Annotated in this window: 18 protein-coding genes; 11 read left to right on the forward strand and 7 right to left on the reverse strand. The window is 55.5% G+C overall.

The features are described from left to right. Positions 1-166 precede the first annotated feature (166 nt). The 3 genes from O77CONTIG1_RS08900 to O77CONTIG1_RS08910 all read right to left on the reverse strand — a co-directional run bounded on the left by O77CONTIG1_RS08900 (position 167) and on the right by O77CONTIG1_RS08910 (position 5,672). Positions 167-1,474: a hypothetical protein gene (locus tag O77CONTIG1_RS08900; RefSeq protein WP_068509877.1), complete on the reverse strand. Its 1,308-nt coding sequence runs from the start codon at positions 1,472-1,474 to the stop codon at positions 167-169. A gap of 608 nt (positions 1,475-2,082) precedes the next feature. Further along, positions 2,083-3,789 carry a hypothetical protein gene (locus O77CONTIG1_RS08905; RefSeq protein WP_084782400.1) on the reverse strand — a complete coding sequence of 569 codons (1,707 nt, stop codon included), beginning with the start codon at positions 3,787-3,789 and terminating at the stop codon, positions 2,083-2,085. Then, on the reverse strand, positions 3,786-5,672 hold the full coding sequence (locus tag O77CONTIG1_RS08910) for a hypothetical protein (protein WP_084782402.1): 1,887 nt from the start codon (positions 5,670-5,672) through the stop codon (positions 3,786-3,788). Before O77CONTIG1_RS08910 ends, O77CONTIG1_RS08905 begins: the two co-directional genes overlap by 4 nt. Positions 5,673-5,746: 74 nt before the next feature. Between O77CONTIG1_RS08910 and O77CONTIG1_RS08915 the strand changes: the two genes are divergently transcribed. Both O77CONTIG1_RS08915 and O77CONTIG1_RS08920 read left to right on the forward strand, forming a co-directional pair. Then, positions 5,747-7,477, forward strand: a complete 1,731-nt coding sequence (locus O77CONTIG1_RS08915) for a DUF6798 domain-containing protein (protein ID WP_068509878.1) — start codon at positions 5,747-5,749, stop codon at positions 7,475-7,477. Positions 7,478-7,513: 36 nt separating this feature from the next. After that, complete coding sequence (locus O77CONTIG1_RS08920; protein ID WP_068509880.1) at positions 7,514-9,196, forward strand: glycosyltransferase family 39 protein; 1,683 nt, start codon at positions 7,514-7,516, stop codon at positions 9,194-9,196. Here O77CONTIG1_RS08920 and O77CONTIG1_RS08925 read toward each other — a convergent pair. Next, positions 9,143-10,156 (reverse strand): lysylphosphatidylglycerol synthase transmembrane domain-containing protein, encoded by a 1,014-nt coding sequence (locus O77CONTIG1_RS08925; protein WP_068509881.1) that lies wholly within the window; start codon positions 10,154-10,156, stop codon positions 9,143-9,145. The genes O77CONTIG1_RS08920 and O77CONTIG1_RS08925 overlap by 54 nt on opposite strands. Before the next feature lie 263 nt (positions 10,157-10,419). Next, positions 10,420-11,397 carry a two-component system response regulator gene (locus O77CONTIG1_RS08930; protein WP_068509883.1) on the reverse strand — a complete coding sequence of 326 codons (978 nt, stop codon included), beginning with the start codon at positions 11,395-11,397 and terminating at the stop codon, positions 10,420-10,422. Between the two features lie 576 nt (positions 11,398-11,973). On the opposite strand from O77CONTIG1_RS08930, the gene O77CONTIG1_RS24380 reads away from it, so the two are divergent. The 6 genes from O77CONTIG1_RS24380 (at position 11,974) to O77CONTIG1_RS08955 (ending at position 15,932) form a co-directional block, all read left to right on the forward strand. After that, positions 11,974-12,120, forward strand: a complete 147-nt coding sequence (locus O77CONTIG1_RS24380) for a hypothetical protein (protein WP_156435080.1) — start codon at positions 11,974-11,976, stop codon at positions 12,118-12,120. Positions 12,121-12,201: 81 nt separating this feature from the next. After that, complete coding sequence (locus O77CONTIG1_RS08935) at positions 12,202-13,074, forward strand: sulfurtransferase (RefSeq protein WP_286132635.1); 873 nt, start codon at positions 12,202-12,204, stop codon at positions 13,072-13,074. 466 nt (positions 13,075-13,540) lie between these two features. Further along, a complete protein-coding gene (locus O77CONTIG1_RS08940; RefSeq protein ID WP_068509885.1) occupies positions 13,541-14,056 on the forward strand; it encodes an NYN domain-containing protein in 516 nt (171 codons plus the stop codon). Positions 14,057-14,223: 167 nt separating this feature from the next. Beyond that, positions 14,224-14,430, forward strand: a complete 207-nt coding sequence (locus tag O77CONTIG1_RS08945) for a hypothetical protein (protein WP_068509887.1) — start codon at positions 14,224-14,226, stop codon at positions 14,428-14,430. Continuing rightward, positions 14,427-15,419: an NAD(P)H-dependent glycerol-3-phosphate dehydrogenase gene (locus O77CONTIG1_RS08950; protein ID WP_084782410.1), complete on the forward strand. Its 993-nt coding sequence runs from the start codon at positions 14,427-14,429 to the stop codon at positions 15,417-15,419. Before O77CONTIG1_RS08945 ends, O77CONTIG1_RS08950 begins: the two co-directional genes overlap by 4 nt. Positions 15,420-15,440: 21 nt before the next feature. Beyond that, positions 15,441-15,932, forward strand: coding sequence for an ureidoglycolate lyase (locus tag O77CONTIG1_RS08955; RefSeq protein WP_068509890.1), 492 nt, complete (start codon positions 15,441-15,443; stop codon positions 15,930-15,932). A 277-nt stretch (positions 15,933-16,209) separates the two neighbouring features. Here the strand turns inward: O77CONTIG1_RS08955 and O77CONTIG1_RS08960 are convergent, their stop codons facing one another. Beyond that, positions 16,210-17,382, reverse strand: coding sequence for an NAD(P)/FAD-dependent oxidoreductase (locus tag O77CONTIG1_RS08960; RefSeq protein WP_068509892.1), 1,173 nt, complete (start codon positions 17,380-17,382; stop codon positions 16,210-16,212). Positions 17,383-19,310: 1,928 nt separating this feature from the next. On the opposite strand from O77CONTIG1_RS08960, the gene O77CONTIG1_RS08970 reads away from it, so the two are divergent. From O77CONTIG1_RS08970 to O77CONTIG1_RS08980, 3 genes are all read left to right on the forward strand, one after another. Continuing rightward, on the forward strand, positions 19,311-20,891 hold the full coding sequence (locus tag O77CONTIG1_RS08970) for a hypothetical protein (protein WP_068509897.1): 1,581 nt from the start codon (positions 19,311-19,313) through the stop codon (positions 20,889-20,891). A 97-nt stretch (positions 20,892-20,988) separates the two neighbouring features. Next, complete coding sequence (locus O77CONTIG1_RS08975) at positions 20,989-22,077, forward strand: glycosyltransferase family 2 protein (RefSeq protein WP_084782412.1); 1,089 nt, start codon at positions 20,989-20,991, stop codon at positions 22,075-22,077. A gap of 74 nt (positions 22,078-22,151) precedes the next feature. Continuing rightward, entirely contained in the window at positions 22,152-22,844 is a 693-nt protein-coding gene (locus O77CONTIG1_RS08980; RefSeq protein ID WP_068509898.1) for a class I SAM-dependent methyltransferase, read from the forward strand. A gap of 48 nt (positions 22,845-22,892) precedes the next feature. Here O77CONTIG1_RS08980 and O77CONTIG1_RS08985 read toward each other — a convergent pair whose 3' ends face one another. Further along, on the reverse strand, positions 22,893-24,482 hold the full coding sequence (locus tag O77CONTIG1_RS08985) for a hypothetical protein (protein WP_156435082.1): 1,590 nt from the start codon (positions 24,480-24,482) through the stop codon (positions 22,893-22,895). Between the last annotated feature and the right edge of the window lie 102 nt (positions 24,483-24,584).

The raw sequence follows: 24,584 nt of genomic DNA on the forward strand, positions 1-24,584 counted from the left end.
TAACTGATTGCAGAAAATGGTTTAGTCACTTTTCTAAGAATACCGCGTTTTATCCATCCTGTGCTACCCTTACCGCGCAGTTTGAAAGGTCAAGACAGGAAGGCGCTGATGGAGAACTGAACAAAGCCGGAAACCCAAAGCAAAGTTGTAGCTTGAGGTCAAGAAACTAGGTCAAGAAGGACAAATCGACAGAGCCGAAATTAACGCTGAGCGCTACGTTTAAGTTCTCTAGCGCTTCAATTAGCCAGCTCACCGCATCACGAGAACAGGATTCGTAATGACTAAACAAAATTGAGAAGCGCCGCTCTAGCGCGGGCTTGACCTTGCGGCACAGCAGCACAATCTTAAGCAATAGCCCCGTTGTCAGCATCGGGCCAAGATTAGTCAGCAAATCTACAAACACAAAGTGTCTAGGATGCTGGGCGTTATCCACGACCAAGAAGTTTAGCAGATGGCTACAGGTGCGGACGAGCAAAAAGTCATTGAGTCGCTGGTCGTCACTATCAGGCATGATGTCTTGTAGATAGCTATAGAGCTGATTGTTGAACTGTCTGCGCCCATACTCTGGATCGACGGATGACGTGATGTATTCGTACAGATCGTTCTTAAAATCGGCGAAGCAGTGCGTGTAGTTGGTCTGAACCAGAAAATTTTGAGCCAGATCTTTATAGCTGCGGCTACCCTCAATCTTGCCGGTATAGTGGCGCACCACGCGATTCAAGTCTTGATCTTCTAAGAGGGTGGGATTAGAGACTGGGTGAATCAGTCGAGGAGTCGAAGGCGTGGCGATCGCCCCCGCAACAGCACCTTCAGTCGCCCGACCCTGGCGCACCTGGTAGGTCAGATATTGCGACAGGTCAACCTCAAACTTGTGCTGCCGCTCAGCCCGAACCTGACGCACCGTATTCTGCTGCTCGCGGGTGCAGTCTTCGCTGATCAGGCAATGCTCGTAAAGGTAGGGATAGCGCGGAATTAGAGTGCCCAGCGGACGCTGCCCGCTACCGTGATGCGCCTCGGCTGCCTCGCTCAAAACTTGAGCCAAGCGGCGCAGCGTCAGATATTGCTCAGTTTCGGTGAATTGGCGAGTCAGTTCCCGCAGGCGGCGGAGCGATCGCGAGCGGTGGATGCTGATCTGGCTCTGGGCTTGGGCAGCATTGTTTTCAAATAGTTCAATCAGCTTGGGGATGGCCAACTGAGACTGCGATCGCGCCTGCCAGCGGTTAATTAGGATGTGGCAGCAGCGGTTTAAGACATAGCGAAATTCGTCGGCTGCAAGGCGAGAAGCGGTGACCTTGTCGAGTGCTGCCACAATAGCAGGATCACTATAGCGGGAGCCATCAATAAACAGCGCATGAAAGCGTTCGACCATCTGCTCTGGCGTTTCATGCTCAATCCAGTGCAGCAGATGGTCGTAGATCGTCTGCTCTTCCAGACTAATTTGCCGATAATAGTGATCAACTTGCGTGGTTACCACAACCTAATGCTCCCTTGTCAAACCCACCCTCAAACTCAGCCTCTGAACTCGCTGAAGCAAACTGTGACCGTAGACAAACCCCAAAGCCCAAGCAGCGATACCACAGCCAGACCTCAAAGATGAATCCGAAGTGCAAATTGAGAACTGTGCAAAGAAACACGTCAAGAGCGGTGTGACCCCCAGGCAATCCTTATGTCAATACCTCACGTGAACCTTTGCATAAACTCTGCATGTATTTACCCGATTGCATTAAACGCTATCAGAGGCTTCTAGGTCTTCGGTGTGACTGAAGTCACGCCAAGCTTAAAGCTTTGATGAACTTTTGCCGCTAGAGTCCTGACGGTTGTCGATGAACTCCACATCTCTATGTATCTGTGCTTTTAAGGGGAGTTATGCAAAAATATGCGCCACTAAATACTGAGTTTTCTAGCCAATGCCTATGTGTCAAGTTTTAGACCGGAATTCCGTAATAATCTGTATTTTTTAAATCTTTCATCAAGTTTTCAAGTTGAACTGTAACCCAAATTGGCAAGTTCTGTATAGAGGGGGCGAATGCTTTAGCCGAATAGATTCCACTCAGGCATCTATTGTTCCTCATCCTGATGGGCCTATCTGCCGCGCAGACAAACAGCATCCAGCACCATCCACGCCTCAGCCTGTAAGACCTGACAGCGGTTGGCGCGTCTTGCGAGAATAGGTTTTGCGGTTTGCAAGTTGGTCTGGGCTTCGGCTAGTGCTTCTGGGTATTGGCGAAACTTGAGCGCTTGCAGCGTGCCACGGCGAAACGTGGCGCGAGAAATCAGCCAGAAGTCGATGCTGTAGCGGTCGATCGTGGCTCGCAGCAGCGCCGGATCGCGGGTGTATTGGGCGCGAATCAGGTCGGTGGCCCGCTGGCGCATTTGTTGTCCGTAGGCTTTGTGGTAAGGAATGGCGTATTCTCGCCCGAACAAAATCGAGCGACCGGAAAAAACAGGAATGAAGTCGGCCTCGTCTTCTAGCGACGCAATTACGATGTCTTTCGGCTGTTGGGCGAAGAACTCGTACACTGCTGGCGCCTGCCCTACTCGAAACTCATCGGCGGGGAATGGCGTGATGTAGCGTGGATAGAACCAAACGCTAGCGGCGATCGCCCCGGTTCCCCCCAGCAAAACCATCGCAGGCAGCCACCGAACTTGTGCCCTATGCAGCCAGCGTAGCCCTGTATCCAGTAACAGCGTCAGGGCGATCGCCGCCGCAAAGCACAGCACAAACCGCAGCGTGTAGCCCGTATAGCGACTGGGCAAATGCAGCCGAAACAGCAGCGCGTGGGCGGCAAAAAACAGCACTAGCGCCGCCGCCACAATCCGCGGCAGCAGCCCCAGATGCTTTACCTGGCGCACCAGTGGCGTGGGCAGCTTCCACAGCAGCAGCGGCAAAAACACGCCCAGCCCCATTAGCGGCGGCTTGAAGGTGGGAAACAGACCGCTGCGGTGTCCCGATAGCCAGAACATTGTGACATCATCCAGGAAGAAACGGCCGCGCCCGTCGCCCAGAAACTCTGGGTCGTCTAGCACGTCGGCCGCCGTCAGCGCCGGGCCATAGGGGTTGTCTGCCAACAGGTAGGGCAGCAGCACCAACACTGCAATCCCCAGTCCGATGCCCAAAAACACCCAATCAGCGCGGTGGTGGGTCAGCCCTAGCCGTCCCTTTTGCCACTGCACCAGCGAGAACGCCAGCACGCCGCCGCACACCAGCGCATATTGCGGGTAGAACAGACCCATGAGGGCGATCGCCAGCCAACAGCCCCAGCTCCGCCGCAGCAAGGCATAGAGAAACGCCAGAAATAGCGGAATCATGAAGGCGCGGGGCGTGGCCGAGGCCAGGTCATCGTGAGACCAAAACGTCAGATTGAGCAGCACCGCCGCAAAAAAACCGCCAATCGGCACGGGCAGAAGTTGCATGGCCACGCCAAAGCCAAAGCCAGTGGCCACCAGCGCCAGCACAGGCGGCAGCAGTTTGCTCAACAGCAGCGGGTCGATGCCCAGCGCCGCAAACAGCCGATAGAGCGTGGTGAATCCCCAGGGCGCAACGGACTGGAAATAGTCGGCAATCAGGTCATTGGCAAACAAATCGGGATCGAAAAACCGCTGCATCCAAAACAAGTGCTGTCGCGCGTCGTCCTGCACGACATATTCGCCGCGAAAGGCGCGTTGCAGAACGAGGCTGCTGTAAAACAGCGACACCAGCAAACTTGCACCCAGCCAAAACCATCGACGGCGGCGCGTGTTTGCCAGGAGCGGATGCAAGAGCGTGTCAGCACGGGGCGAGTGCGTCACGCTTGCCTCCGCAGGCGGTTTAGCGTCAGCACGCAGTTCGTATCTATCACCTGATATTGCCTGTCTTCATAGCCGATGCAGCGCCGGGGAATCCGCGAAAGCGCTGGAACCAGTCCGGTTTCTATCTGCGCGGGCAAATCGCCGATGCGATCGCCATATTCCACCAGCGATGGGTTCAGCCGAAAATAGCCCGGACGAAAAGCGTTGCGCTGGAGCAGCCAAAAATCGACCTGCTGCTGCTGGATGAATTGTTTCAGCGCGTCGAGACTGGGGGTGTATTGCGCCTGGATCAAATCGAGCGATCGCCCTACGACTTCGTTGTAATAGCCCAGGTGATAGGGAATCGCGTAGCCCTTGCCGCCCACCACGAGCGATCGCCGCGTAAAGCTGGGCAAATTGTTCATCTCTGGCGCGATGGAGGCGATGCGGGTGTCTTTGGGTTGCGCCGCCAAAAACTCGTACAGTTCCGGTTGCGCCGTGCCGATCACGTAATCCGTAATCGGATAAGCATTTTCGTCAATTCGCAAAAACAGCGGATAGCCCAGTAGAAGTGCCGTCAATAGCCCTGCTAGCCCCAGCGGAGCCAGCCGCAGCCGCGCCGACTGGGCCCACCGCAGCAGCGCGTCGAAAATTAGCGCCAGCCCGATGCCTGCGGCAATCACCGCCACCACCCGAAAGGTATGCTCGGTGTAGCGATTGGGCAGGTGCAGCTTGAACCGGACGAGATGCGCCAGCACAAATAGACCCACCGACGCGGCGATCGCCTGCCCAAAAACAAAGCTATTGCCATTCACCCGTTGCGCCAGCGGAAACCGTCGGGGAAACCGCAGCAGCACAGGCAGCAGCAGCGCAAAAACCACCTGCGGCAGCCCAAAGCGCACGCGGCTAAGGTGAATGGGCGGCTGGGTCGGGTCGCCGTTGTCGGGATAGAGCCAGTTGAGCGGGCCATAATCTACCGAACACCAGTCGCCAGGCAGCATCCCCGCCCGCTTGCCGCACAGCCAATAGCGGACGTAATACTCGAACTGCTCGGAAATGTAAAACTCTGACCAGTTGGGTTCCCAGAAGGTGGGCATCTGGAGCGACTCGGCAGCGGAGACCGTCGGCCCAAAGCCGTGGTTTCGCAGCACGTAGGGCAGCAGCACCAAGAAGGCAACGGTTAGCCCGGCGATCGCCTGTCGATAGCGTTGGCGGTCATACGTTAGCCCCGGTCGCCAGCCGTCAAACCGCAGCAGCCGCACCAGCAAAATGCCGCAATAGACAAACAGCACCTGCGGATAAAACAAGCCCTGGAGCGCGATGATCCCCAGCAGGGGCAGCAATTTTTGCCGCAATAAGAAATAGAGGAACGCAAAGAAAAACGGGTAGACAAAAGCAACAGGTGTTGCCGATATGATGTCGTCCCGCATCCAAAAGCCCTGATTCAGCAGCAGTGCCGACAAAAATCCTGCAAAGGGCACCGGAAAAATCTCTAGCATAGTGATGAAACACAGCGCTGTCGTTGCCAGCGCCAGCACAGGCGGCAGCAGCTTGCTCAGCAGCAGCGGATCGATACCCAGCCTGGCAAAGACCCAATAGAGCGTGGTGTAACCCTTGGGCGCAACGGCTTGAAAATAGTCGGCGTGAATATCGTTGGGAAATAGCTCCGGATCGACAAAGCGCAGCATCCAGGTGACGTGCTGCCGCGCATCGTCCTGCACCACATAGGCATTGCCAAATGCCTGAGACAGCGCAGGCAGGTAATATAGCAGCGACACCAACAAGCTCAGCCCCAGCCAAAACCGGACATGCGGTTCCCGCAGGGATCGTTTCGCAAATTGCGGCAGTTTGTCTACTGCTGTCGTCAGCGCAGGCGCTTGAAATCGGAGTCGGGGAATTGACATGGCACAGAGAGTCACAAAACTTTGCGGACGCAACCCGGAGTAGTGTAATAGTACCTTAGGTTTTGACGGAAGCCATGAGCATCCTCGGCAACGATTTCGGCAACAATTTTGGGAAAGATATCCGGGCAAAGCTAGCGGCGACTCGCCCATTCTGGCTGCCTGTGCTGCTGCTGGTGGGTGTGGTCAGCCTGCGGTGTCTGCTGGTCGGCAACATGGGCCAGGTGAATGAAACCAACATCCTGCCCTTTGCCCGTCAACAGTTCAACCCAGACTGGCTTCCCCAGGACTGGTATCTGAATCAGCCCCCCGGCTATCGCGTTCCCTTCATTGCGATCTTTGGACGTATGGCAGATGCCTGGGGGTTCCTGCCCACGTCGATCATTGGCAGGCTGCTGGGCTATACCGGGCTATCGGCGGGGCTGGTCTTTCTCAGCCGCCGCATCGGGCTGAGTGTGCCGCTGCTGCTGCTGGCGATGGTTCTTTTTCTATACGTCAACACGGGCATGAGCGGCGCTTCGGGGGCGCAGGGCACGGTATCCCGCGAGTGGCTGTTTGGCGGCATCGAGCCAAAGATTCCTGCCTACACCTGCATTTTGTTTGCCCTTGGGCTGCTGCTGGAGGGGCGCATCGCGCTGGCGGGGCTGCTGCTGGGCGTGGCGACTTCGTTTCATACGCTGGTGGGCGGCTGGGCGTTTCTCAGTGCGGTGGCGTGGCTGGTGCTGTGGCGGCGCGACCTGCTCTGCAACTGGGGAAAAACGGTCAAAATGCTGGCGCTGTATGCGGTGGGCGCGGTGTTTTCGATTCAGCCTGTGCTGCAACAGTTGACCACGACAACGCCGGAGGGGCGCTTTTCAGAATCCTTTGTTTATGTCTTCATCCGCACGCCGCATCACCTGAACCCGCTGTCGTGGGACGGGGGCTGGTGGCTGAAGCCAGTAACGCTGTTGGCGATCGCCCTCGGCAGTGCCTACCTGCTGCGAAGCATTGCAAAACAGCGGCGGCAGTTGCACACTCCAACGCACCGGGCGCGGATGGGGCTGGCGGCGTTTTTGCTGTGCAGCCTGATTCCCTTTGCGGCGGGCTTACTGGCTGCGCCATTCGATGCGGAAGGCAAGTTTTTGCAATACTACCCGTTTCGGTTTGGCGACATCATGCTGCCGCTGAATGCCTGTCTGCTGGGCTGCTGTGCGCTGGAGCAGGCGTTTGGCCCTGGGCCAGCAGGACAGGCGACCCAACGACTGCGGCGCGTGAGCTTGTGGATTGTGGCGGCGGTGTGCGCGGCGCAGGCGGTGGTCTTTGGGCAGCAGGCGATCGCCCTGCAAGAGTTTCCCAGCCGCGCCCAGCGCATTGATGACAACGGCAAAGCGTTGTGTGAATGGATTCAGCAGAATACGCGCCGCGAGGATATCTTTGTCACGCCGCCGGTGGAGCTTGATAACTTCCACTGGCTGGCCGAGCGGGCGACGATCGCCAAGTTCAAGCTGGTGCCGCCCTCGTCGGTTGGCATTCCCGAATGGATCGATCGGCTGACTCGCCTGAGCGGGCGCGTCGATCCGTGGGTGGGCATCCGGCGCGACTCCGACAACAGCCTGCGAATTCAGCGGCGCATGACTCGCGGCTATCGCAACCTGTCCACCGAGCAGGCGATCGCCCTCATGCAGACCTACAACGCCGCCTATTTCTTGTCCAAAGGTTTACCCAAGCTGGATCTCCCCGTGATGTACCAAAACGAAAACTACACGCTCTACGCAGCGCCAAAGCAAAACACCCCGACCCAAGCTGACGCTCAGGTTACGCCACCCTGAGCTTTTCTCTCGCCCATTATTTCTATCAGGGTCTCTATGCACACAACCGAAACGCCGGTTTCCAAGGGTCAACTGCTGACCCCAAAAGTTCCCGTTTGGCTCCGTTATGCCGTCATCGCGCTGGTGATCGCTGGCATCGTCTTTCGCTTTGTTAACCTGGGCCAAAAGGTTTACTGGACGGACGAAGCGCTGACCTCGCTGCGATCCTCTGGTCATACCAGCGTGGAGTTTGTGGACGAACAGTTTACAGGGGCGGTGATTTCGCCGGAGACGGTGATGCGCTATCAAAGCCTGGAGCCAGAAAACGGCTGGGGGCACACGCTAGAGGCGCTGATGGGCAATGCCGAGCATACGCCGCTGTACTTTTTGGGTGTGCGCGGCTGGATGGAGCTGTTTGGCAGCGGAGCGGGGGCGGTGCGGGGATTGTCGGCGGTGTTTGGCGTGCTGGCGCTTCCCTGCGTGTTTTGGCTGGCGCTGGAGCTGTTTCAATCACGAGCGGCGGCGTGGGTCAGTTTGGGGCTGTTTGCCATCACGCCGCTGCATATTTTGTACGCTCAGGAGGCGCGGCCCTATAGCCTGTGGACGCTGTGCATCGTGATGTCGAGCGCGGCGCTGCTGCGGGCGCTGCGGGTTCGCAGTGGGCAGAGTTGGGCGATTTACGGGCTGAGCGTGGCGCTGGGGTTTTACACACAGCTTTTGTTTGCGCTGGTGGCGATCGCCCATTTTCTCTACGTGGTCGGCGTTGAGCAAGTGTTGGAAAAGCGACGACTGACGGCGAATGCCCGCGCATATGGGCTGGCAGCGGGGGCGGCGCTGCTGTCTTTGTCGCCGTGGATGGTGCTGCTGGTGCTGCGGGCTGACCGCATCCGCGACACGACCGCCTCGCTCAAGGAAGTGATTTCCCTTGACTACCTGATCAACCGCTGGTTTTTGGGGCCGAGTCGTTCCCTGGTGGGCATCGATCTGGCCGCTGCAAACCTGCTGCTGGTGCTGCTGGTGGTGTGGGCGCTGGTGGTGCTGTGTCGCCAGACAGTGCCGCGCTGCTGGCTGCTGGTGCTGCTGCTGGTGGCGGTGCCGTTTTTGGGGCTGGCGCTGCCGGATGTGCTGTTGGGTGGTTCGCGCACGATTCGCATCCGCTACCTGATTCCGTCTTATGTCGGGCTGCAACTGGCGCTGGCTTCCCTGTTTACTCAAGCGCTGGTGCGTCCCCAGTCCTGGCAAAACTGGCTATGGCGCGGGGTGCTGGGTATTCTCATGGCGATCGCCCTGAGCAGCAACCTCGACAGCGCCAACTCCGATCTGTGGTGGAACAAAAGCGTTTCCCGCAGCGCCTACTATCTGCCAGTGGCGGAGATGATTAACCGCGAGGCTAAACCGCTGGTGATTGCCGATCGTCATCCCAGCGCCATTCTCGCCTTTAACCGTCGGCTCGATGCCCATGTGCGCCTGCAACTCGTAAGAGATCGCGATCGCTTTGAGGTGGCGCGGGGCTATAGACCTGTCTTTTTGCTCAATCCTTCAGAAAAACTGCGAGATTCTCTAGAAAGTCGGGGCTATCGGCTCAAAGTCGCCTATCGCGATCCCCATGCTCCGGATACAGAGGGCGATCGCCTGTGGCGCGTTCAACGACCCGCTAAGTCGCAGCCCCTCCAGCAGAAGCCGTCCTCAGCCCCGACGAATCTCCCGCGCGACGCTGAGATATTGTCCGAGGAAGGGTAGGCCGGCGATCGCCGGAAGGAAATAGCGCGACGTACACAGCACCCCCAGCGCCGCCGCCGTCGCTGCGTTGAAATAAGGCGCATAAAACAAAATCAGCGCCGCGTCTCGCGTGCCCACGCCCGCAAACGTCAGCGGCAGCAGCCCCGCCAAAATCGCCAGCGGCGACAGCGCCAGGTTCGTAATGAACGGCACCCATGCCTTGAGCGCCAGAATGAAAAACCAGATTTGCAGCAGGTGCAAAAACCAGATGAAGATTGACATCGCTGAAATCTTGGCGAGCTGGCGGCGATCGCCCCAAAAGTAATCGTGCATCTCCTGCCAAGAATGGCTCAGCGTCACCAGCTTCTTACCCATCTTTTTCGGCGCAATCTGCTCTGCCTGCCGAAAGAAAAACTGGGCAAACTGCGGCCAGCCCAGCAGCAACAGCCCCAGCACCAGCCCGCCCAGCACGCTCACCGTCATCACCCAAAACAGCCAGTCTTTTTGTGGATAGAGCAGCAGCCCAAACACGCACCACAGCAGCAGCGACAGCATATCGCAGGCTTTTTCAAACACCACCAGCGATAGCGCCAGCGAACCCGTCAAATGCCCGCGATCGCGCATGAAGTACGCTTTGGCGATGTCGCCCATCTTCGACGGCAGCACCATATTCAGCGAACTCGCCGCCAGGATTAGCTGATTTGCCTCCCAAAAGCTGAGGCGGGCGGGATCGGGTTTCAAATCCCAGGGATTGGGGATCAACTCAGGCTCCGGCCTATGACCCTTACCCTCCATCCCAGGCATCAGCATTTGCAGTCGTCCCGCCGTCAGCATCGTCAGTGGAATCACCATGCCCAGGCTGATGCCCATCCACGGGCGATCGCACTCGCGAAACACGCGGATCAGCCCAGCGAAGTCAATCTTCCAGTAGATCAGCAGCAGAATCACGCCGCTAACGAGAATCGAAACCAGTCTTTTCATGCGTGCCTTATCATGCCTTGCCTAGCGGCAGCGTCTTGAGCGCTGATGCGACGAAGTTCAGTCGTACCGCAGCGCTCAGGCCCGCTTGATCCCGCTTGATTATGACATGAGCAGTTATCAAGTTTTGCACGCGCATTTTGCACACGCACCGCCACGACTGGGGAACCGTCAGAATCCTATGGTTTGCTGGGCTAAGCGGCGATCGCCCTTGCTAACAACTCGTTAGTTGAGGTAGCTTGCTAGAGCTGAGGCAGCTTGCTGGGCTAAGCGGCGATCGCCCTTGCGCCAATAAAGGATGCAAACTTGTCCATCAGGTCAGGATTACGCCACCCTTTGGACGTTTCCTCAATCATGATTTTCAATGCTTCTTCGGGTGAAAAGGCTGATTTATAGGGGCGCTCGCTAGTCAGCGCGTCGTAGATATCGATTAGCTGGAAAATCTGAGCCAGGTAGGGAATCTCATTGCCCTTCAGCCCATCTGGATATCCCGACCCATCCCATCGTTCATGGTGATGGCGGATAATGGGAACCACTCCCTGCATCGTTCGCAGCGGTTGGCAGATGCGCTCACCAATCAGCACATGCTGGCGCATGATAATCCATTCTTCGGGAGAAAGCTGACCCACCTTTAGCAGCACTGCATCCGGAATCCCGACCTTGCCAATGTCGTGCAGATATCCGCCCCACATCAGGTCGCGCACTTCCGTCCGCGAGAGGCCTAGAAACTCGCCAAACGCCTTGCCCAGTTGCACTAGCCGCTCGCAGTGGTCGCCCGTATTGGGATCTCGACTCTCAATCGTGCGGGCGATCGAAAATAGCACCTGCCCTGCATGATCCAGATCCTCGTTCAGCCGCTTTTGGCGCACCAAAGAATTCACGCGGGCCGAGAGTTCTAGCTGATCAAACGGCTTCGACAAAAAATCATCGCCGCCGGCCTCAATGCCTCGCAGTCGGGCGCGGCGATCGTTCAGCGCGGTGACAAAGACAACCGGAATCAGGCGGGTGTGTTCATCCTGCTTGAGATGGCGGCAAACCTCGTAGCCATCCATCCCTGGCATCATCACATCTAGCAGAATCAGGTCTGGATTGGCCTGTGCTACACAGTTCAGCGCGGCAGCGCCGCTGTCTGCCTCTAGCACGTCATAGCCTTCCACTGATAAAAGCGCAACCGCTGTCATGCGGCTGGACGGGTGGTCGTCTACAACAAGAATTTTAGGCTTTTCAGAATCAGAGTAGTTCACAGGAAGATCTCGCTTTCGCTCACTGGAGGGGCTAAGAAGATTTTGGAGCGCAGAGTTTCTATGTGTCGATCTTGGGCAAGACGCTCGAATAGCTCATGATTACTTTCAGTATGTTGAATGACTGAACACCAGAGATCAGGTTTTTTACGGAGATTTTCTGCACTTAAGGCTTAACAATACCGTCAGGGAGGTAACAAAATTTATAGTTCTAGACTGGAGGGCTAGACCGAAGCCTGAATTGTAGTCTGTGCAACGCTGAATTTTCCGAAAATCAGAAGGTTAAAGGGTTTTCGAGCTTCATACTGCAACACCAGGAAACAGCCGAGGGGCAGCTCCTCTCTGTAGGATTAATTAAAAAACTGATTGAAAACTCAAATGAAAGCGACGAGAACAGCAAGAAAAGCAAATCAATGTATCGCAGTCTTGAATGATATCTAAACTACGAATCTTCAATTCGCTGTTTTGGCTGGAAGCGTTTTTAATGCCCCAGCATGACCAGAGACGGGCGGGAGATGAACCACTTGTATTTTAGAGATTTCTTCTAAGTATCTGTCGAGGTGACCAGAGGTAACGGATTTGCGGCGAATCTCTGGGTGGCGATCGCCCCAGTTGCCGGTGCTCTATGCCTGTTTTATTCTATCTGTGCCCTGCCGATCGCCCAATGTACCCAACACCCAGGGTGTGCCCAACCAGATTTACCTCAAACAGAAAATATACATTTGAATGACTTGAATGACTGACGAGATTTCACGAAATATTTCACACGAGATTTCCCCCGATCCCGTTCCTATCCCTACCGCTATCGTGACCACAGACTGGCTGTTGGCTCATCTAGATGATCCGGGAGTGGCGATCGCCGACTGTCGGTTTTCGCTGATGGAGCCAGACCTGGGGCGGCGGCAATATCATCAGAGCCACATTCCGGGTGCGGTGTATTTTGACCTGAATGCTGACCTGTCGGGGCCCGTGCAGCGCCACGGCGGCCGCCATCCCCTGCCTCACCCAGACGCACTGGCGCAAACCCTGGCGGCAGCGGGCATTACTCGCGGCGAAACCTGGGTGATTGCCTATGATGACTCGCGGCTAGGCTTTGCGTCTCGGTTTTGGTGGCTGCTGCGGTATTTGGGGCACGATCGGGTGGCGGTGCTAGATGGCGGCTTCGCGCACTGGCAGGCAGCGGGACATCCTGTGACAGTGGCGACTGCGCCCAGTCCTCCACGGCAGGCAGGGCAGTTTGTGCCCGCGCTACGCCCAGAGATGGTGGTAGACATTGAAACGGTGAAGCAGCGCAAAGATCAAGCAGGCGTGGTGCTGGTGGATTCGCGGGAGGGCGATCGCTATCGAGGAGAGCGCGAACCCATCGACCCGATTGCCGGGCATATCCCTGGCGCAGTCAACTATCCCTGGCAGGGCGTGACAGATGATCGGGGCAGGGTACTCTCCGTTGAGGCGCAGCGTCAGCGCTGGCAGAATTTATCCAAGACCAAGACCAATGCCGATACCGATACCGATACCAACGAGATTGACGAGGTAGAGGAGATTATTGTCTACTGCGGCTCTGGCGTGACGGCTTGTGTCAACCTGCTGTCGCTGGAGATGGCGGGGCGGGGCAACCAGAGCAAGCTTTATGCTGGAAGCTGGAGTGACTGGTGTTCGTATCTAGTCGATGAATTTTAGTCGATAAATTTTAGTCGATGAATCAGGAACGCCACTGGGGTAGCAGCGGGAGAGCGGGCGATCGCCCTCCTCAGTTCCCCTCTATCACCTTCAGCATGTGCTTTCCAGATCGGCTGAGGTGTGTCACCTGTGTCTCAGGGCTGAATCTTGGGGCTAAGATGGGAAGTCATTCGGATTGCGCCAAATGACCGAAAAGACTCTGGGATAAGCTTTCCTAGGGTTTGCAGCAGACGCAAAGCTGACTTGGATAGGGCATTCCTGTACGTTGAAAAACAGCGGCGCTGGGCGCAGTTGCTATACTGAGAGCATTTATCAGCCCCCAGCTTTCTAGAAGTCTTTAAATTTTATTTATGCCGCTCAGGAATCTCCGCTGGAGTAGATTGTGCCTGCTTCGCTCAGCCCCTGACCAAAGTTAAGCCATAAACTCCAATTCTCTAAGCTCCCTAATTTTTAGGTTTTAACTTCTATGTCATCTGTTAGCCGCCTTTCGATTTTTGTTGATGGGAACAATATGTTCTATGCTCAACAAAAAAATGGCTGGTTCTTCGACCCGCGCCGAGTCCTGGATTATTTCACAAGTGATCCCGACGTAGAGTTAATCAACGCTTTCTGGTACACCGGGCTGAAAGATCCGCAGGATCAGCGCGGGTTTCGAGATGCGCTGATTAGCCTGGGATACACCGTGCGAACTAAAATTCTGAAAGAGTATTACGACGACAACTCCGGGCGCTATTCCCAGAAAGCAAACCTAGATGTGGAAATCGTAATCGATATGTTCAATACGGTCGATCAATATGACCGGGTGATCCTCTTTAGCGGCGATGGCGACTTTGAGCGGGCGATTGAACTGCTCCGCTCCAAAAGCACCCATATTACAGTCGTGTCTACTGAGGGCATGATTGCCCGCGAACTGCGAAATGTAACGGATAAGTACATTGACCTCAACGATATCCGCGACCAGATCGAAAAAGTGGATGGCTGAACAAAGTGGAGCATTGCACCAGGTAAAGCTTTCTCTGGTGCTGGGTTCTGGGCGATCGCAGACTTGACAGAACCCCCAGATCAAGTCCCTCCGGCAGGGATTTTGAACAGCCTTCTTGAACAGACCGCTTAAACAAACCCCTTCGATAGCATGTGAGGCGTGGCGCAATGGATCGATCTAAAGTGGTAGCGGTGATTACAGGGGCGATCGCCATTTTGCTGAGCATTGCCTACCTGCTGATCGTGCAACTGCTCGACTGGCGAGGCGAGATGATTCCTGCACCCGTCGATCTCTCAGCCCTACCGTTCGCAAACAGCAGCTGGGTGGAACGGATTCTCTCCTGCACGGTTTGGTTGGGCGGACGGCTCCTATGACGGCTCAGCCTGCGAATTTTTCTGTGGAAAGCGTGTCTGCTGCAAGCCTGCCCAAGCCAGTACCCCTTCGACCGACCGTGAATCTGACAGTGTTGGGGGCTGGAGCTTGGGGCGGCACTCTGGCCACGCTGGCAGAGCGTAATGGGCATCGGGTGCGGCGCTGGTCGCGGCGGTTTCATGCGCCCATCGAAGACAGCCTAATCGGGGCTGAAATTTTGGTGTCTGCGATGTCGATTAAGGGCGTGGTGGAATTGGCACCGCGTTTGGGACAAATCGGAATAGACCCGGCGACTATCCTAGTCAGCGCCACCAAAGGGCTTGATCCAGAAACCGGGCGCACGCCCACCCAACTCTGGCGGGATGCGCTGCCGCAGCAGGCGATCGCCGTCCTCTCGGGCCCCAACCTGGCCAAGGAAATCATGCAAGACCTCCCGGCGGCAACGGTAGTGTCTAGCAGTGATGCGGCAGCGGCGCAGTTTGTGCAGCGGGTGTTTGCCTCCGAGCGCTTCCGGGTCTACACCAATACCGATCCGCTGGGCACTGAACTGGGCGGCACGCTAAAAAACGTGATTGCGATCGCCGTGGGCGTGTGCGACGGGCTGAAACTGGGAACCAATGCCAAATCTGCCCTGATTACCCGCGCCCTAGCAGAAATCATCCGCGTCGGCACCTATCTGGGCGGCGAAACCGATACGTTCTTTGGTCTGTCGGGGTTGGGCGACCTGCTGGCCACCTGCAATAGCCCCCTCAGCCGCAACTACCAGGTCGGCTATCAGCTTGCCCAGGGGTTTTCTCTGTCGCGGGTGCTGGCAGACCTAGAGGGGACGGCCGAGGGTGTGAATACAGCAAACGTCCTTTTTGACCTAGCGCAGCGGGAGCAAATCCCCATGCCGATTGCCCACCAAGTCTATCTGCTGTTAAATGAGCAAATCACGCCGCAGCAGGCAGTGGAGGCGCTCATGGAGCGGGATTTGAAGTCGGAGGACTAGAAAAGACAGGGAGTTTGACCCATGCCAACGTCAGTTGTTCGTCAGCTTGTGGTGCAGCCCATTTCGGCGGAGGCATTTCGGCCGTTTGGACAGGTGATTTTTGCCAGTCCTGATGGGGCCCGATTCGGGCCCGAGGATGCTCAGCTTTGTTTGGATCGGGGCATTCCCCGGTTTTATATTATGCGGCTGCACCAGCGCGGACGGCAGTTTTCCCGCATTACTCGCCATCGGCAGTGTACCCAATGTCTGGGGGCGCTGGAGGGCAAGGATTGGTTCATTGCGGTTGCGCCGCCGTCGGAATTGGATCAGCCGGAACTGGAGGCGATCGCCGCTTTCCACATTCCTGGCACCTGCTTTATCAAGCTGAACCTAGGCACCTGGCACGCGGGCCCCTACTTCGACCAGGACACGGTGGATTTCTATAACCTGGAACTCAGCGATACCAACCTCACCGACCACCAGACCCACGACTTTCGCCAGAGCCACGGCATTCAGTTTGAACTGGTGGGCTAATTTCTCGATTTTGGATTTGCGATTTTGGATTTGCGGTTCATGGTGACGCAAATCACGCGATCGCCCTGTCACAATCACCCCGTTGGGTTCGCCCATGTCACTGGCTAAAAGGGTCGAACCCCGCATACTGAAGGACATAGACAACTAGCTAACAACCAAGCTCCTCGCCTAGCCAGAACGTCTATAAACCTCCTGAATATGCTCCTCAAAGCCACGCCGCGAGGGTGGCTTTTTTGTTGGCCCTCCAAAATCGCAAACCCAAAATCAAGAATCGAGACTACGCCTCAAACCGCCCCGGACTGAGATCCTCCAGCAGCGGATCGGGCTGTTCCACCAGATGGCGGGCATAGCGGCGGGCGAGCGGCGGCATGATCGCAAAGGGATTGCTAAACCCAGAGAAAAGATGAATTCCCTCCGCGCCAGGAACCGGGCCAATCAGCGGCAGGCGATCGCCACTAAACGCCACAGGACAGCGACTCCAGGTTCCCGGAACCTCCTTAAGGCTGGGCAAGAACCGCCCCACGGACTGGCGCAGCGCAGACTCGCTGGCCGCCGCATCAACCTCCGGCTCCAAGCTGCTGATCATGCGCGTTATCTGACCAATCCGAATCCGCCCGTCTTTGAACTGAATCACGCCTTCATCCAAAATGGGCGGCACGACTTCCTGATTGGGCTGATTCCACCGTGCATCTGCTGCGCCAGCCGCGGCCTCCTGCTCAAAGCGTTTTAGCGCAGCAGGCATGATCAGCGTGCGCGTTTGAGTCGGCGTATTCGGCGGTGTTTCAATTAGCTCTGCCTGAGAGAAGTAGATCCGCACTGATAGCCCTGCCTGGCGCAGTAGGGTGCGAGTCCAACCCCCAGCGCTGACGATGACCCCAGCAGCGCTCAGATTGCCTTCTGGGGTCGTCACGCCCGTCACGCGATCGCCCTCCCGCACAAAACCCGTCACCTGCGCCAGCCGCATCTCGCCGCCCAGCCGCTGAAACGCCTGCTGATAGGCCAGGGTCGTTGCCTCAGGGCTGACGTGGCCATGTGTGGTGTGCAGCGCTCCACCCAACGCCGCCGGGTTCAGCAGTGGCTCTAGTTCGCAGGCAAATTCTACGCTGATGGGCTGTGGCGGAATCCAGCAAGAGCGATAGGACTGGGCGATCGCCTCTACATCTTCTCCTGGCTCAATCACAAGCACCAGGTTGAGTTCACGAAACTGCGTGTCTCCCTCCAGCTCGTCCGACAACTGGCGATGAATCTCAACTCCTTCCTGGCAAAGCTGCTGAGTCAGGGGAGTATTACCCGACCAGTAGGCAATCCCACCATAGCTATAGCGTGTTCCATTCTTGGGCGCAGCAAACTGCTCTAGCAGCAGCACAGAACTCCCCAGTTTGACTAACTCGTAGGCCAGTGCCGATCCGGCAACCCCACTCCCAACCACAATCCAGTCGTACGTTGTCATGTGCAGTCCTGATCTGTCCTAATCTTTTCTAATCTTTTTTGTAGAGTCTTGGTAGCGTCCAGTTAATTCACATCCTGGCTTTTCAGAGTAGCGCGAGTTTCTCCAAACGCAAAATTCAACGGGCAAAACTCGACGCGCAACATCAGGATGCAACCCGATGGGTTCAAAGGGATACGTTCTACTTTTGCGAAAATTCTGCATTTTCGCCTAGCACAATCATTATTTTCGCGTAGCACAACACTCAGGATATGACAGGAAAAACAGCGTTTCTGAAATAAAGCGTTACGCCATCCTGCGGACGCGGCCAGAGCAGCATCGGCATCCGCAAATTCTGGATGCAATTTCTAACAAATTGCGGAAGTCACCTGACTATTAATTCGTACAAATCGATACCAATTTTGCGTCTTAAATGATACAAATTTTATCGCCTGAGCAATCCATTTTTTGCACATGACTTACAAATGCCAGATTTTAGTCGCAGCCTAGAGAGCAGACGCTCCAAACTCTATACAAAATATTTAAATCTTGCCTTAACAGGAGCAAATCAAGAAGCAAATCAATTGATGTTCAAAGCGTAAACTCCCATAACGAAGCTTGTAACATTTTCTTTAGAAGTCTTGCCCGTCTATTAATTATGTTCAACAATGATAAGTGGAGGACAGGACTGAGCATTATCTTGCGTGATTGATTCTTAGGTTGATTGTGAGATTGATCTCGATTGAACCAAATCGTATTTTTTATCTGTCAATCAGCCGTCTATCAACTAGCCTTCTATCGGCCAGCTAAGTCGAGCCATTCTGAAAAACTTCTATCCCTTGTCCTTTCTTATCCGTTTTCATCTTCATTGGAAATAGTCTGATTCTGGAATAGTTCAAGTCTAGGAAGTCAAATTTTTCTGACCAAGACTGCGAAATTAAGAACGCAAGACTAAGCTTGTGAGTCTCGGACTGCTTGGGGTTCGGCAGAGAGGGCGGTAATTCGCGTCCTTTAGAATCTTCCTCAGGGACGAACTCTGAAAATTCGATTGTGTTCCTCTAGAAACTTTTCAGATTTTTGTTAAACGCTAGACTTAAAGAGAAGGTTTTAGAAACATGCTGTTAGACACATATTGGACGCATTAGATTGGACGCATTAGACGCATTTCTTTATCGACCTAGCCGATTGAAGTGATGTTCGGCGAGAGCCAAAGAAACTTACTCGGACAGCTTCTTCAGGCAGATTTGAATCCTCATTGGCTCAATTTAATTAAGTCCTTACTAAGTCCTTAATTAAGTTCAATAAAAATCCAGGTGTGTTTCCAGGTGTGTTTATTGTGTGAGATGTTCGTGAGCATCTTGCCGGGTGTTGAGGAATTGAAGTCTAGGCTGGTGTTTTCTCTGGTTGTCTGCGTTTGTGCCTGCTTTATCTGTGTTTTCTGCATCCTGCATTCCTCGTTGTCTGTATTCCTCACTTCATAATTAAGCGCTCCTTATAAAGCCATGAACCTTTGCCCTTGCTGCTCCGAGCCTTTGTTGCGCCATGCGCGACACAATCGTGTCTACTGGTTTTGTACGCACTGCTGGCAAGAAATGCCAAACCTCGCAGATGTGATTCAGGCGCGGCAGCAAGTTCAGCTTGCTGCACCTGTGGCGTTGAGTCTGCGAACCAACCGTGTGCTTCAGTCGGTGTAGCCCAACTTGTGTTGCTTTACGTTGGGCTTGTCGCAGTTCGGCTTTGCAATTCGGCTTTGCAATCTGCGTCACGATCTGCATCACAGTCTGCGTCATCAGCGGCAGCGACAAGTTTGATGTATCATGCCGAAAAACTACGATTAAACTAATAGGCGGGCTTCCGGTTTTGGGGGCCCGCTTTTGGTTGATGTTTTTTCATAGGCTCTTGGTTTTTAATTTAGAGCGATCGCCCATTGGGGCAGGGTGAGGGGTTGCGCGATGAGTCTGCCGATCATTTTTGATATTACGCTTGGGGTCATTTTTCTATTTCTTATCCTCAGCTTGCTAGCCTCAGAACTTCAGGAACTTCTCAGCACGTTGCTGCAATGGCGGGCCGACCATCTGAAAAAATCCATTGAGATTTTACTGACGGGCAATGCAGAAGAAGTCACCACCTATCAAACCTTTATTGACAACCTGTACAGCAGCCCGTTAATGCGATCGCTCAACCAGGAAGCTAAAGGAACGTTACCCCGCTTATTTCGCCGGGTGTCTCGCAATATTGGGGCGCTCTATCGCAGCGTCACGGGCGCTCGCAATGTGTTTGGCAACCAGTTCAGCGGCCCTTCCTACATTCCGTCCAAAACCTTTGCCGATGCACTCCTTCAGCAGCTAGATGTCGAAAGCCTGACTCAAAAAATTAGCGACTACACGATGCGCCGATTGGGAGAAGAAAAGCTGGCACTAGTGGAAGACATCCTCAAATCGCTCCGCAACAGCGTCGGCGACGACTCACTCCTGGAAGCAGAATTTGAAGGACTGCGGCAGCGACTCCGCAACATTCGCGACGACTTTCGTAGCAACCGGATTTCGCTGTCTCGAAGCATGGATCTGGCTACGGAGCAGATTCGCCTGTTTATCGACAGCACCGAAGCGTACTTAAAAAACAACAACCATTGTCAGGACATCATCCTGGGGCGGCTGCCTTACCTGAAACAGGCCGTGCAAATGAAAAAGCTGGAGCCGACCATTGGCGAGGTGATGGCGCTTGTCTTGAACAATCGCGGCGATTTGCCCGCCGAGCTAGAGGATGCGGTGATTCAGGTGCGATCGCGCGTGAGTCAGCTTCCACCCCATCTCAAGCAAAACCTGATCATCCTAGCAAACCAGGCGCAGATGCGGTCGGACGGGCTTCAGGACGGGCTACGCAAACTCGAGCAAGAAGTAGAGAACTGGTTCAATCGTTCGATGGATCGAGCATCCGGTGTTTACAGACGCAATGCCAAAGGGGTGGCGATTATTTTGGGCATTTTGCTGGCGGCGGCGACCAATGCAGACACGTTTCTTGTAGTCGATCGCCTGTCGCGGGATTCGGCGATTCGGGCTGCGGTGTCCGAAAGCGCCAACCAACTTCTGAGCCAGTCATCCCAAGCGCCTACCCGGTTTCGTGAAGCCTTCCCACCCTCTGGACAGCCGTTGCCAATTCCAAATTCTCCCAATTTTGGCGAGTCCAGTTTTGACACGCTAGAACCTGGCGGATTGCCGCCCGATACAACGCCCATCGCACCCGCCGCAGAAGCGCCCAACCTTCAGCAAGAACTGGCAGATATTCGCGATGCCGTAGACACGGTGCTAGACGACATTCCTCTGCCCATCGGCTGGAGCGAGCGCAACCGCCTGCAACAGTTTCCGCCCAATACCAGTCTGTTTATTTCGATTCCCAAGCGAATTTTGGGCTGGCTGATTACAGGCATTGCGATTTCGATGGGGTCTTCTTTTTGGTTTGACCTGCTGAGCAAGGTGGTGCGCGTCCGCAACGCTGGCACACCATCTTTCCCAAATGACCATCGTGTTGAATAATCTTCACAGAGTACCCTACAGCGTACTTTGTGACTTTTTGTCCAGACTTGTTTGTCTAGGTTTGTAGCCAGGTTGCCTTCAGGATGCCCGAGGTGGTATGACGACTCATTTTTCTTCGCAAGATCCGAAACTGGTGCATCCAGCCGATGAGCATCCGGTGGATAGGCATCTGGTTGAGGGGCAACTGAATGGGGCAGAGAGCCACCCCCCTGCGCCAGCCCTTTCGGTGGTGGTGCCGATTTACAACGAAGTGGAGAGCCTGCCCCGGCTGATAGAGGCGATCGCCTCCACGCTCCGAGCCAGCGGGATGGACTACGAAATCGTCTGCGTTGATGATGGCTCCAAAGACGGCTCCACTGCCTTGCTGAAGCAACTAGCACAACAGCGCACCGACTTGCGGGCCGTGCTGCTGCGGCGAAATTATGGACAGACGGCAGCAATGGCCGCAGGCTTTAACCATGCGCGGGGCGCGGTGATCGTAACGCTGGATGGTGACCTGCAAAACGACCCAGCCGATATTCCCATGCTTGTGGCCAAGCTCAATGAGGGCTATGACCTAGTGAGCGGATGGCGCAAACATCGGCAAGATGCGGCGCTGACGAGGCTGCTGCCATCCAAAATTGCCAACGCGCTGATTGGCTCCGTCACGGGCGTAAAGCTGCATGACTATGGCTGTTCCCTCAAAGCCTATCGGGCTGAGGTGGTAGAAGATATGAACCTCTACGGGGAACTGCACCGCTTTTTACCTGCCCTCGCCTATATCGAAGGGGCGCGAATTACCGAAGTACCCGTGCGCCACCACGCCCGCCGGTTTGGTAAGAGTAAGTATGGGCTGGGGCGCACGGTTCGCGTGGTGATGGATCTGTTCACCATTGCCTTCATGAAAAAGTTTCTAACCCGCCCGATGCATGTGTTTGGGCTGTGGGGGCTGGTGTTGATGGGTAGCAGCACGCTCGTAGGACTGTATCTGGGCTTTCTCAAGTTTGGGCGGGGGCAAGACATTGGCGATCGCCCCCTGCTGATCCTCGCGGTCGTTCTCTTCCTGGCCGGGGTGCAGTTGTTTTGCTTTGGGCTGCTAGCAGAGCTGCTGATGCGAACCTATCATGAGTCCCAGGGTCGTCCCATCTACCGAGTGCGCGAGGTGGCTGGGGCGGGGTCGTCTTCCCTACGACAGCCGCCAGACTAATCAGACTAAGCCCCAGCGCGAGCCGTGTTCAAACCTTTCTCACAGCCAGTCTCCGGATCATTCCGGTGGGGTGAATGAGTTTCTTCAACCGGGCTTCTGTCCCAGATCGGAATAGTGACTACGTTCAGCCTAATCTGCTGGGTCTGGTGAGCAAGCTGTCGCTCTATGCCCGCAAGCGAATGATGCGATCGCTCCTCGATCTGGCCCAGCCCACCCCCGACACCACAGTCCTTGATGTCGGCGTGACGCTTGATCGCCGCGAAGACTGCAACTTTTTTGAAAAGGCCTATCCCTATCCAGACCGCATCACCGCCGTTGGGCTAGAGGATGCATCCTTCCTCGAACAGGAGTTTCCGGGTCTAACGTTTGTCCAGGCAAACGCGCTAGATTTGCCCTTTGCCGATCAGAGCTTTGACCTGGTGGTGAGCTTTGCCGTCATTGAACACGTCGGCAGTCGGGCACAGCAGCGGGCCTTTGTCCAGGAGCTCTGCCGCGTCGGAAAGCAGGTCTATATCGCCACGCCCAACCGCTGGTATCCAGTGGAATTTCACACCATCTTGCCGCTGATTCACTGGCTACCGCCCCACTGGTTTCGGAAAATTTTGCGGCTTTTGGGACACGATTTTTGGGCAAAAGAGGCTAACCTCAACTTGCTGACGCTCTCGGAGTTTAAGCAACTGTTCCCGCCCGACCTGACGCTTTACTATCGCCCAACCCGGCTGCTGGGCTGGGTGTCGAACCTGTCGCTGTTCGCCGTTCGCCGTTGATTTGGCTCAGCCAGCGTCTCAAACCACACGCGCAAGCCCTAGCAACTCTCAAGGAGACGGGGCAGGCCCTTTGCGCTTATAGGGAGCCATTTGATAGTGACTGACCTGAATCGGCTCGCCGACTTTCACCAAGCACAGTCCAAACTGCTGCATTTCCTTAGGGAATGAATCGTCTGTAAAACCCGCCGCCTCCAGCCACTTTCCCTCGACTGCGTAAATCGTCGGGGCCGCGAGGGCACGCCGAGTACAGCGAGGGCAGCGGGGCCGCGAGATTTTGGTCAACCGCTCCTGAGAATTTTTGAGATTTTCATCGCAAGACGCTGTCCAGTTCACGCTGGCGGGGGTGCAGTCTAGGTTTTCTGGATCAACCGCGCAGAATAGGTAAGGCCCGCCGGGTTGAGCAATAAACGCGGCAGGCGCAAGTGCCTGAAGCGGCTGGAGGCGGGCAATGGTGGACGGTGGTCGCTGGAAAGACAGCACGTTGGGCAGGGTGAAACTGGACACCAATGCTGTGCCCAGCAGCAGCAGCCCCAGACGACGAAACCAGCGGCCGCTGAGGGACTGCAAAAAACTGAGCGCCGCTAGCCAGAGCAGCAGGTATATCAGGACAAAATATCGCAGGCTGACGCGGTTGTGGTAGACCCAGGCAAGGCAGAGGAGCGCGGCAAAGCTGAGAATTGCGGTACCGAGAAAATAGTAGAACCAGGGCGAGAGTTGGAGGGCGTGCGATCGCCCCTTTATCCACAAGTACCCCATCGTTGCCACGCTGCCCAACACCAGAACGGCATGAATCCCCAGCAGAAACCCGTGCTGAAAGGTAAGCGTTTCCCAGGCGGCGATCGCCAGGTGCGTTGCGGCGGCCCAGATCTGGTCGGGGCTGCTCAGGGTGCCATAGTTCTCATTGCGGCGCATCGCTTGACTCTTGGCAAAGGCGACAAAGCCAATGCCGACCAGCGAAGCCAGACCTAATGCCAGCAGGTCGAGTCGGGATAGCCCAATACGCTGCCAGAAGGTTTGGTTAGCGGGTGTGGGGCGATCGCCCAGCCGGATCATTACCAGCACAACGGCCAGACAAAAAAAGATCAGCGCTGAAAAGTCGGAAATCCAAATCGCTAGAAACGCGCAGAGGGCGATCGCCGCCAGGGTCAAGGGCTGATTCAGCGGTTGACCGGGTCTCGCCTTGGCAAGTACTCGGTGGCACAGCAGCAGCGCAGCACCAACCATAAGGAACTGAGGCCCATAGGGATGGGCAGGCAGCACCAACTCGATAAAGGAGCGGAGTGGTAAAAACCAGACTAGTGCCAGAATTATGCTGATAAACGGCTGTTTGAAGAACCGGGCAAGCATCCAAAACCCAGCAGCCAGAATCGCATATTGAGCAATTGACAGCGCTACTACCGGGCGTATCGGTAAGAGTTTTAACAGGCCGTGAGCCAAGATTGGCAGCAGGCTGCCGAGACGATCTTGTCCCCAAAAGTAGAAATCCTCTGGCAATTGCAAGTCGTAAGCCATTAGCACATGAATGGCCTGATCCGAATTGAGGCGGGGCGAATAGTATGCTGAAAAGTTCAGCATAGAGAGGAGGGCAATCAGCGTGCAGAGGGCGATCGCCCAGAGCCACTGAGTTCTAAGTGACAAAGGTTGCGTGGGTCGTCGGATCGAGCCTGTTATCGAGCGCTGCATCGAGGGTTGTGTTAAGGAAACAGGTTTTGAGAACCAAACGGGGGCGGCTCTGATTTT

The sequence above is a fragment of the Leptolyngbya sp. O-77 genome (assembly GCF_001548395.1).
GTDB lineage: Bacteria > Cyanobacteriota > Cyanobacteriia > Elainellales > Elainellaceae > Thermoleptolyngbya.

Coding starts and splice junctions, on each gene's coding strand:
- O77CONTIG1_RS08910 (WP_084782402.1), bottom strand. CDS start 5,672: ATGTCAATTCCCCGACTCCGATTTCAAGCGCCTGCGCTGACGACAGCA.
- O77CONTIG1_RS08915 (WP_068509878.1), top strand. CDS start 5,747: ATGAGCATCCTCGGCAACGATTTCGGCAACAATTTTGGGAAAGATATC.
- O77CONTIG1_RS08920 (WP_068509880.1), top strand. CDS start 7,514: ATGCACACAACCGAAACGCCGGTTTCCAAGGGTCAACTGCTGACCCCA.
- O77CONTIG1_RS08925 (WP_068509881.1), bottom strand. CDS start 10,156: ATGAAAAGACTGGTTTCGATTCTCGTTAGCGGCGTGATTCTGCTGCTG.
- O77CONTIG1_RS08940 (WP_068509885.1), top strand. CDS start 13,541: ATGTCATCTGTTAGCCGCCTTTCGATTTTTGTTGATGGGAACAATATG.
- O77CONTIG1_RS08945 (WP_068509887.1), top strand. CDS start 14,224: ATGGATCGATCTAAAGTGGTAGCGGTGATTACAGGGGCGATCGCCATT.
- O77CONTIG1_RS08950 (WP_084782410.1), top strand. CDS start 14,427: ATGACGGCTCAGCCTGCGAATTTTTCTGTGGAAAGCGTGTCTGCTGCA.
- O77CONTIG1_RS08955 (WP_068509890.1), top strand. CDS start 15,441: ATGCCAACGTCAGTTGTTCGTCAGCTTGTGGTGCAGCCCATTTCGGCG.
- O77CONTIG1_RS08960 (WP_068509892.1), bottom strand. CDS start 17,382: ATGACAACGTACGACTGGATTGTGGTTGGGAGTGGGGTTGCCGGATCG.
- O77CONTIG1_RS08970 (WP_068509897.1), top strand. CDS start 19,311: ATGAGTCTGCCGATCATTTTTGATATTACGCTTGGGGTCATTTTTCTA.
- O77CONTIG1_RS08975 (WP_084782412.1), top strand. CDS start 20,989: ATGACGACTCATTTTTCTTCGCAAGATCCGAAACTGGTGCATCCAGCC.
- O77CONTIG1_RS08980 (WP_068509898.1), top strand. CDS start 22,152: ATGAGTTTCTTCAACCGGGCTTCTGTCCCAGATCGGAATAGTGACTAC.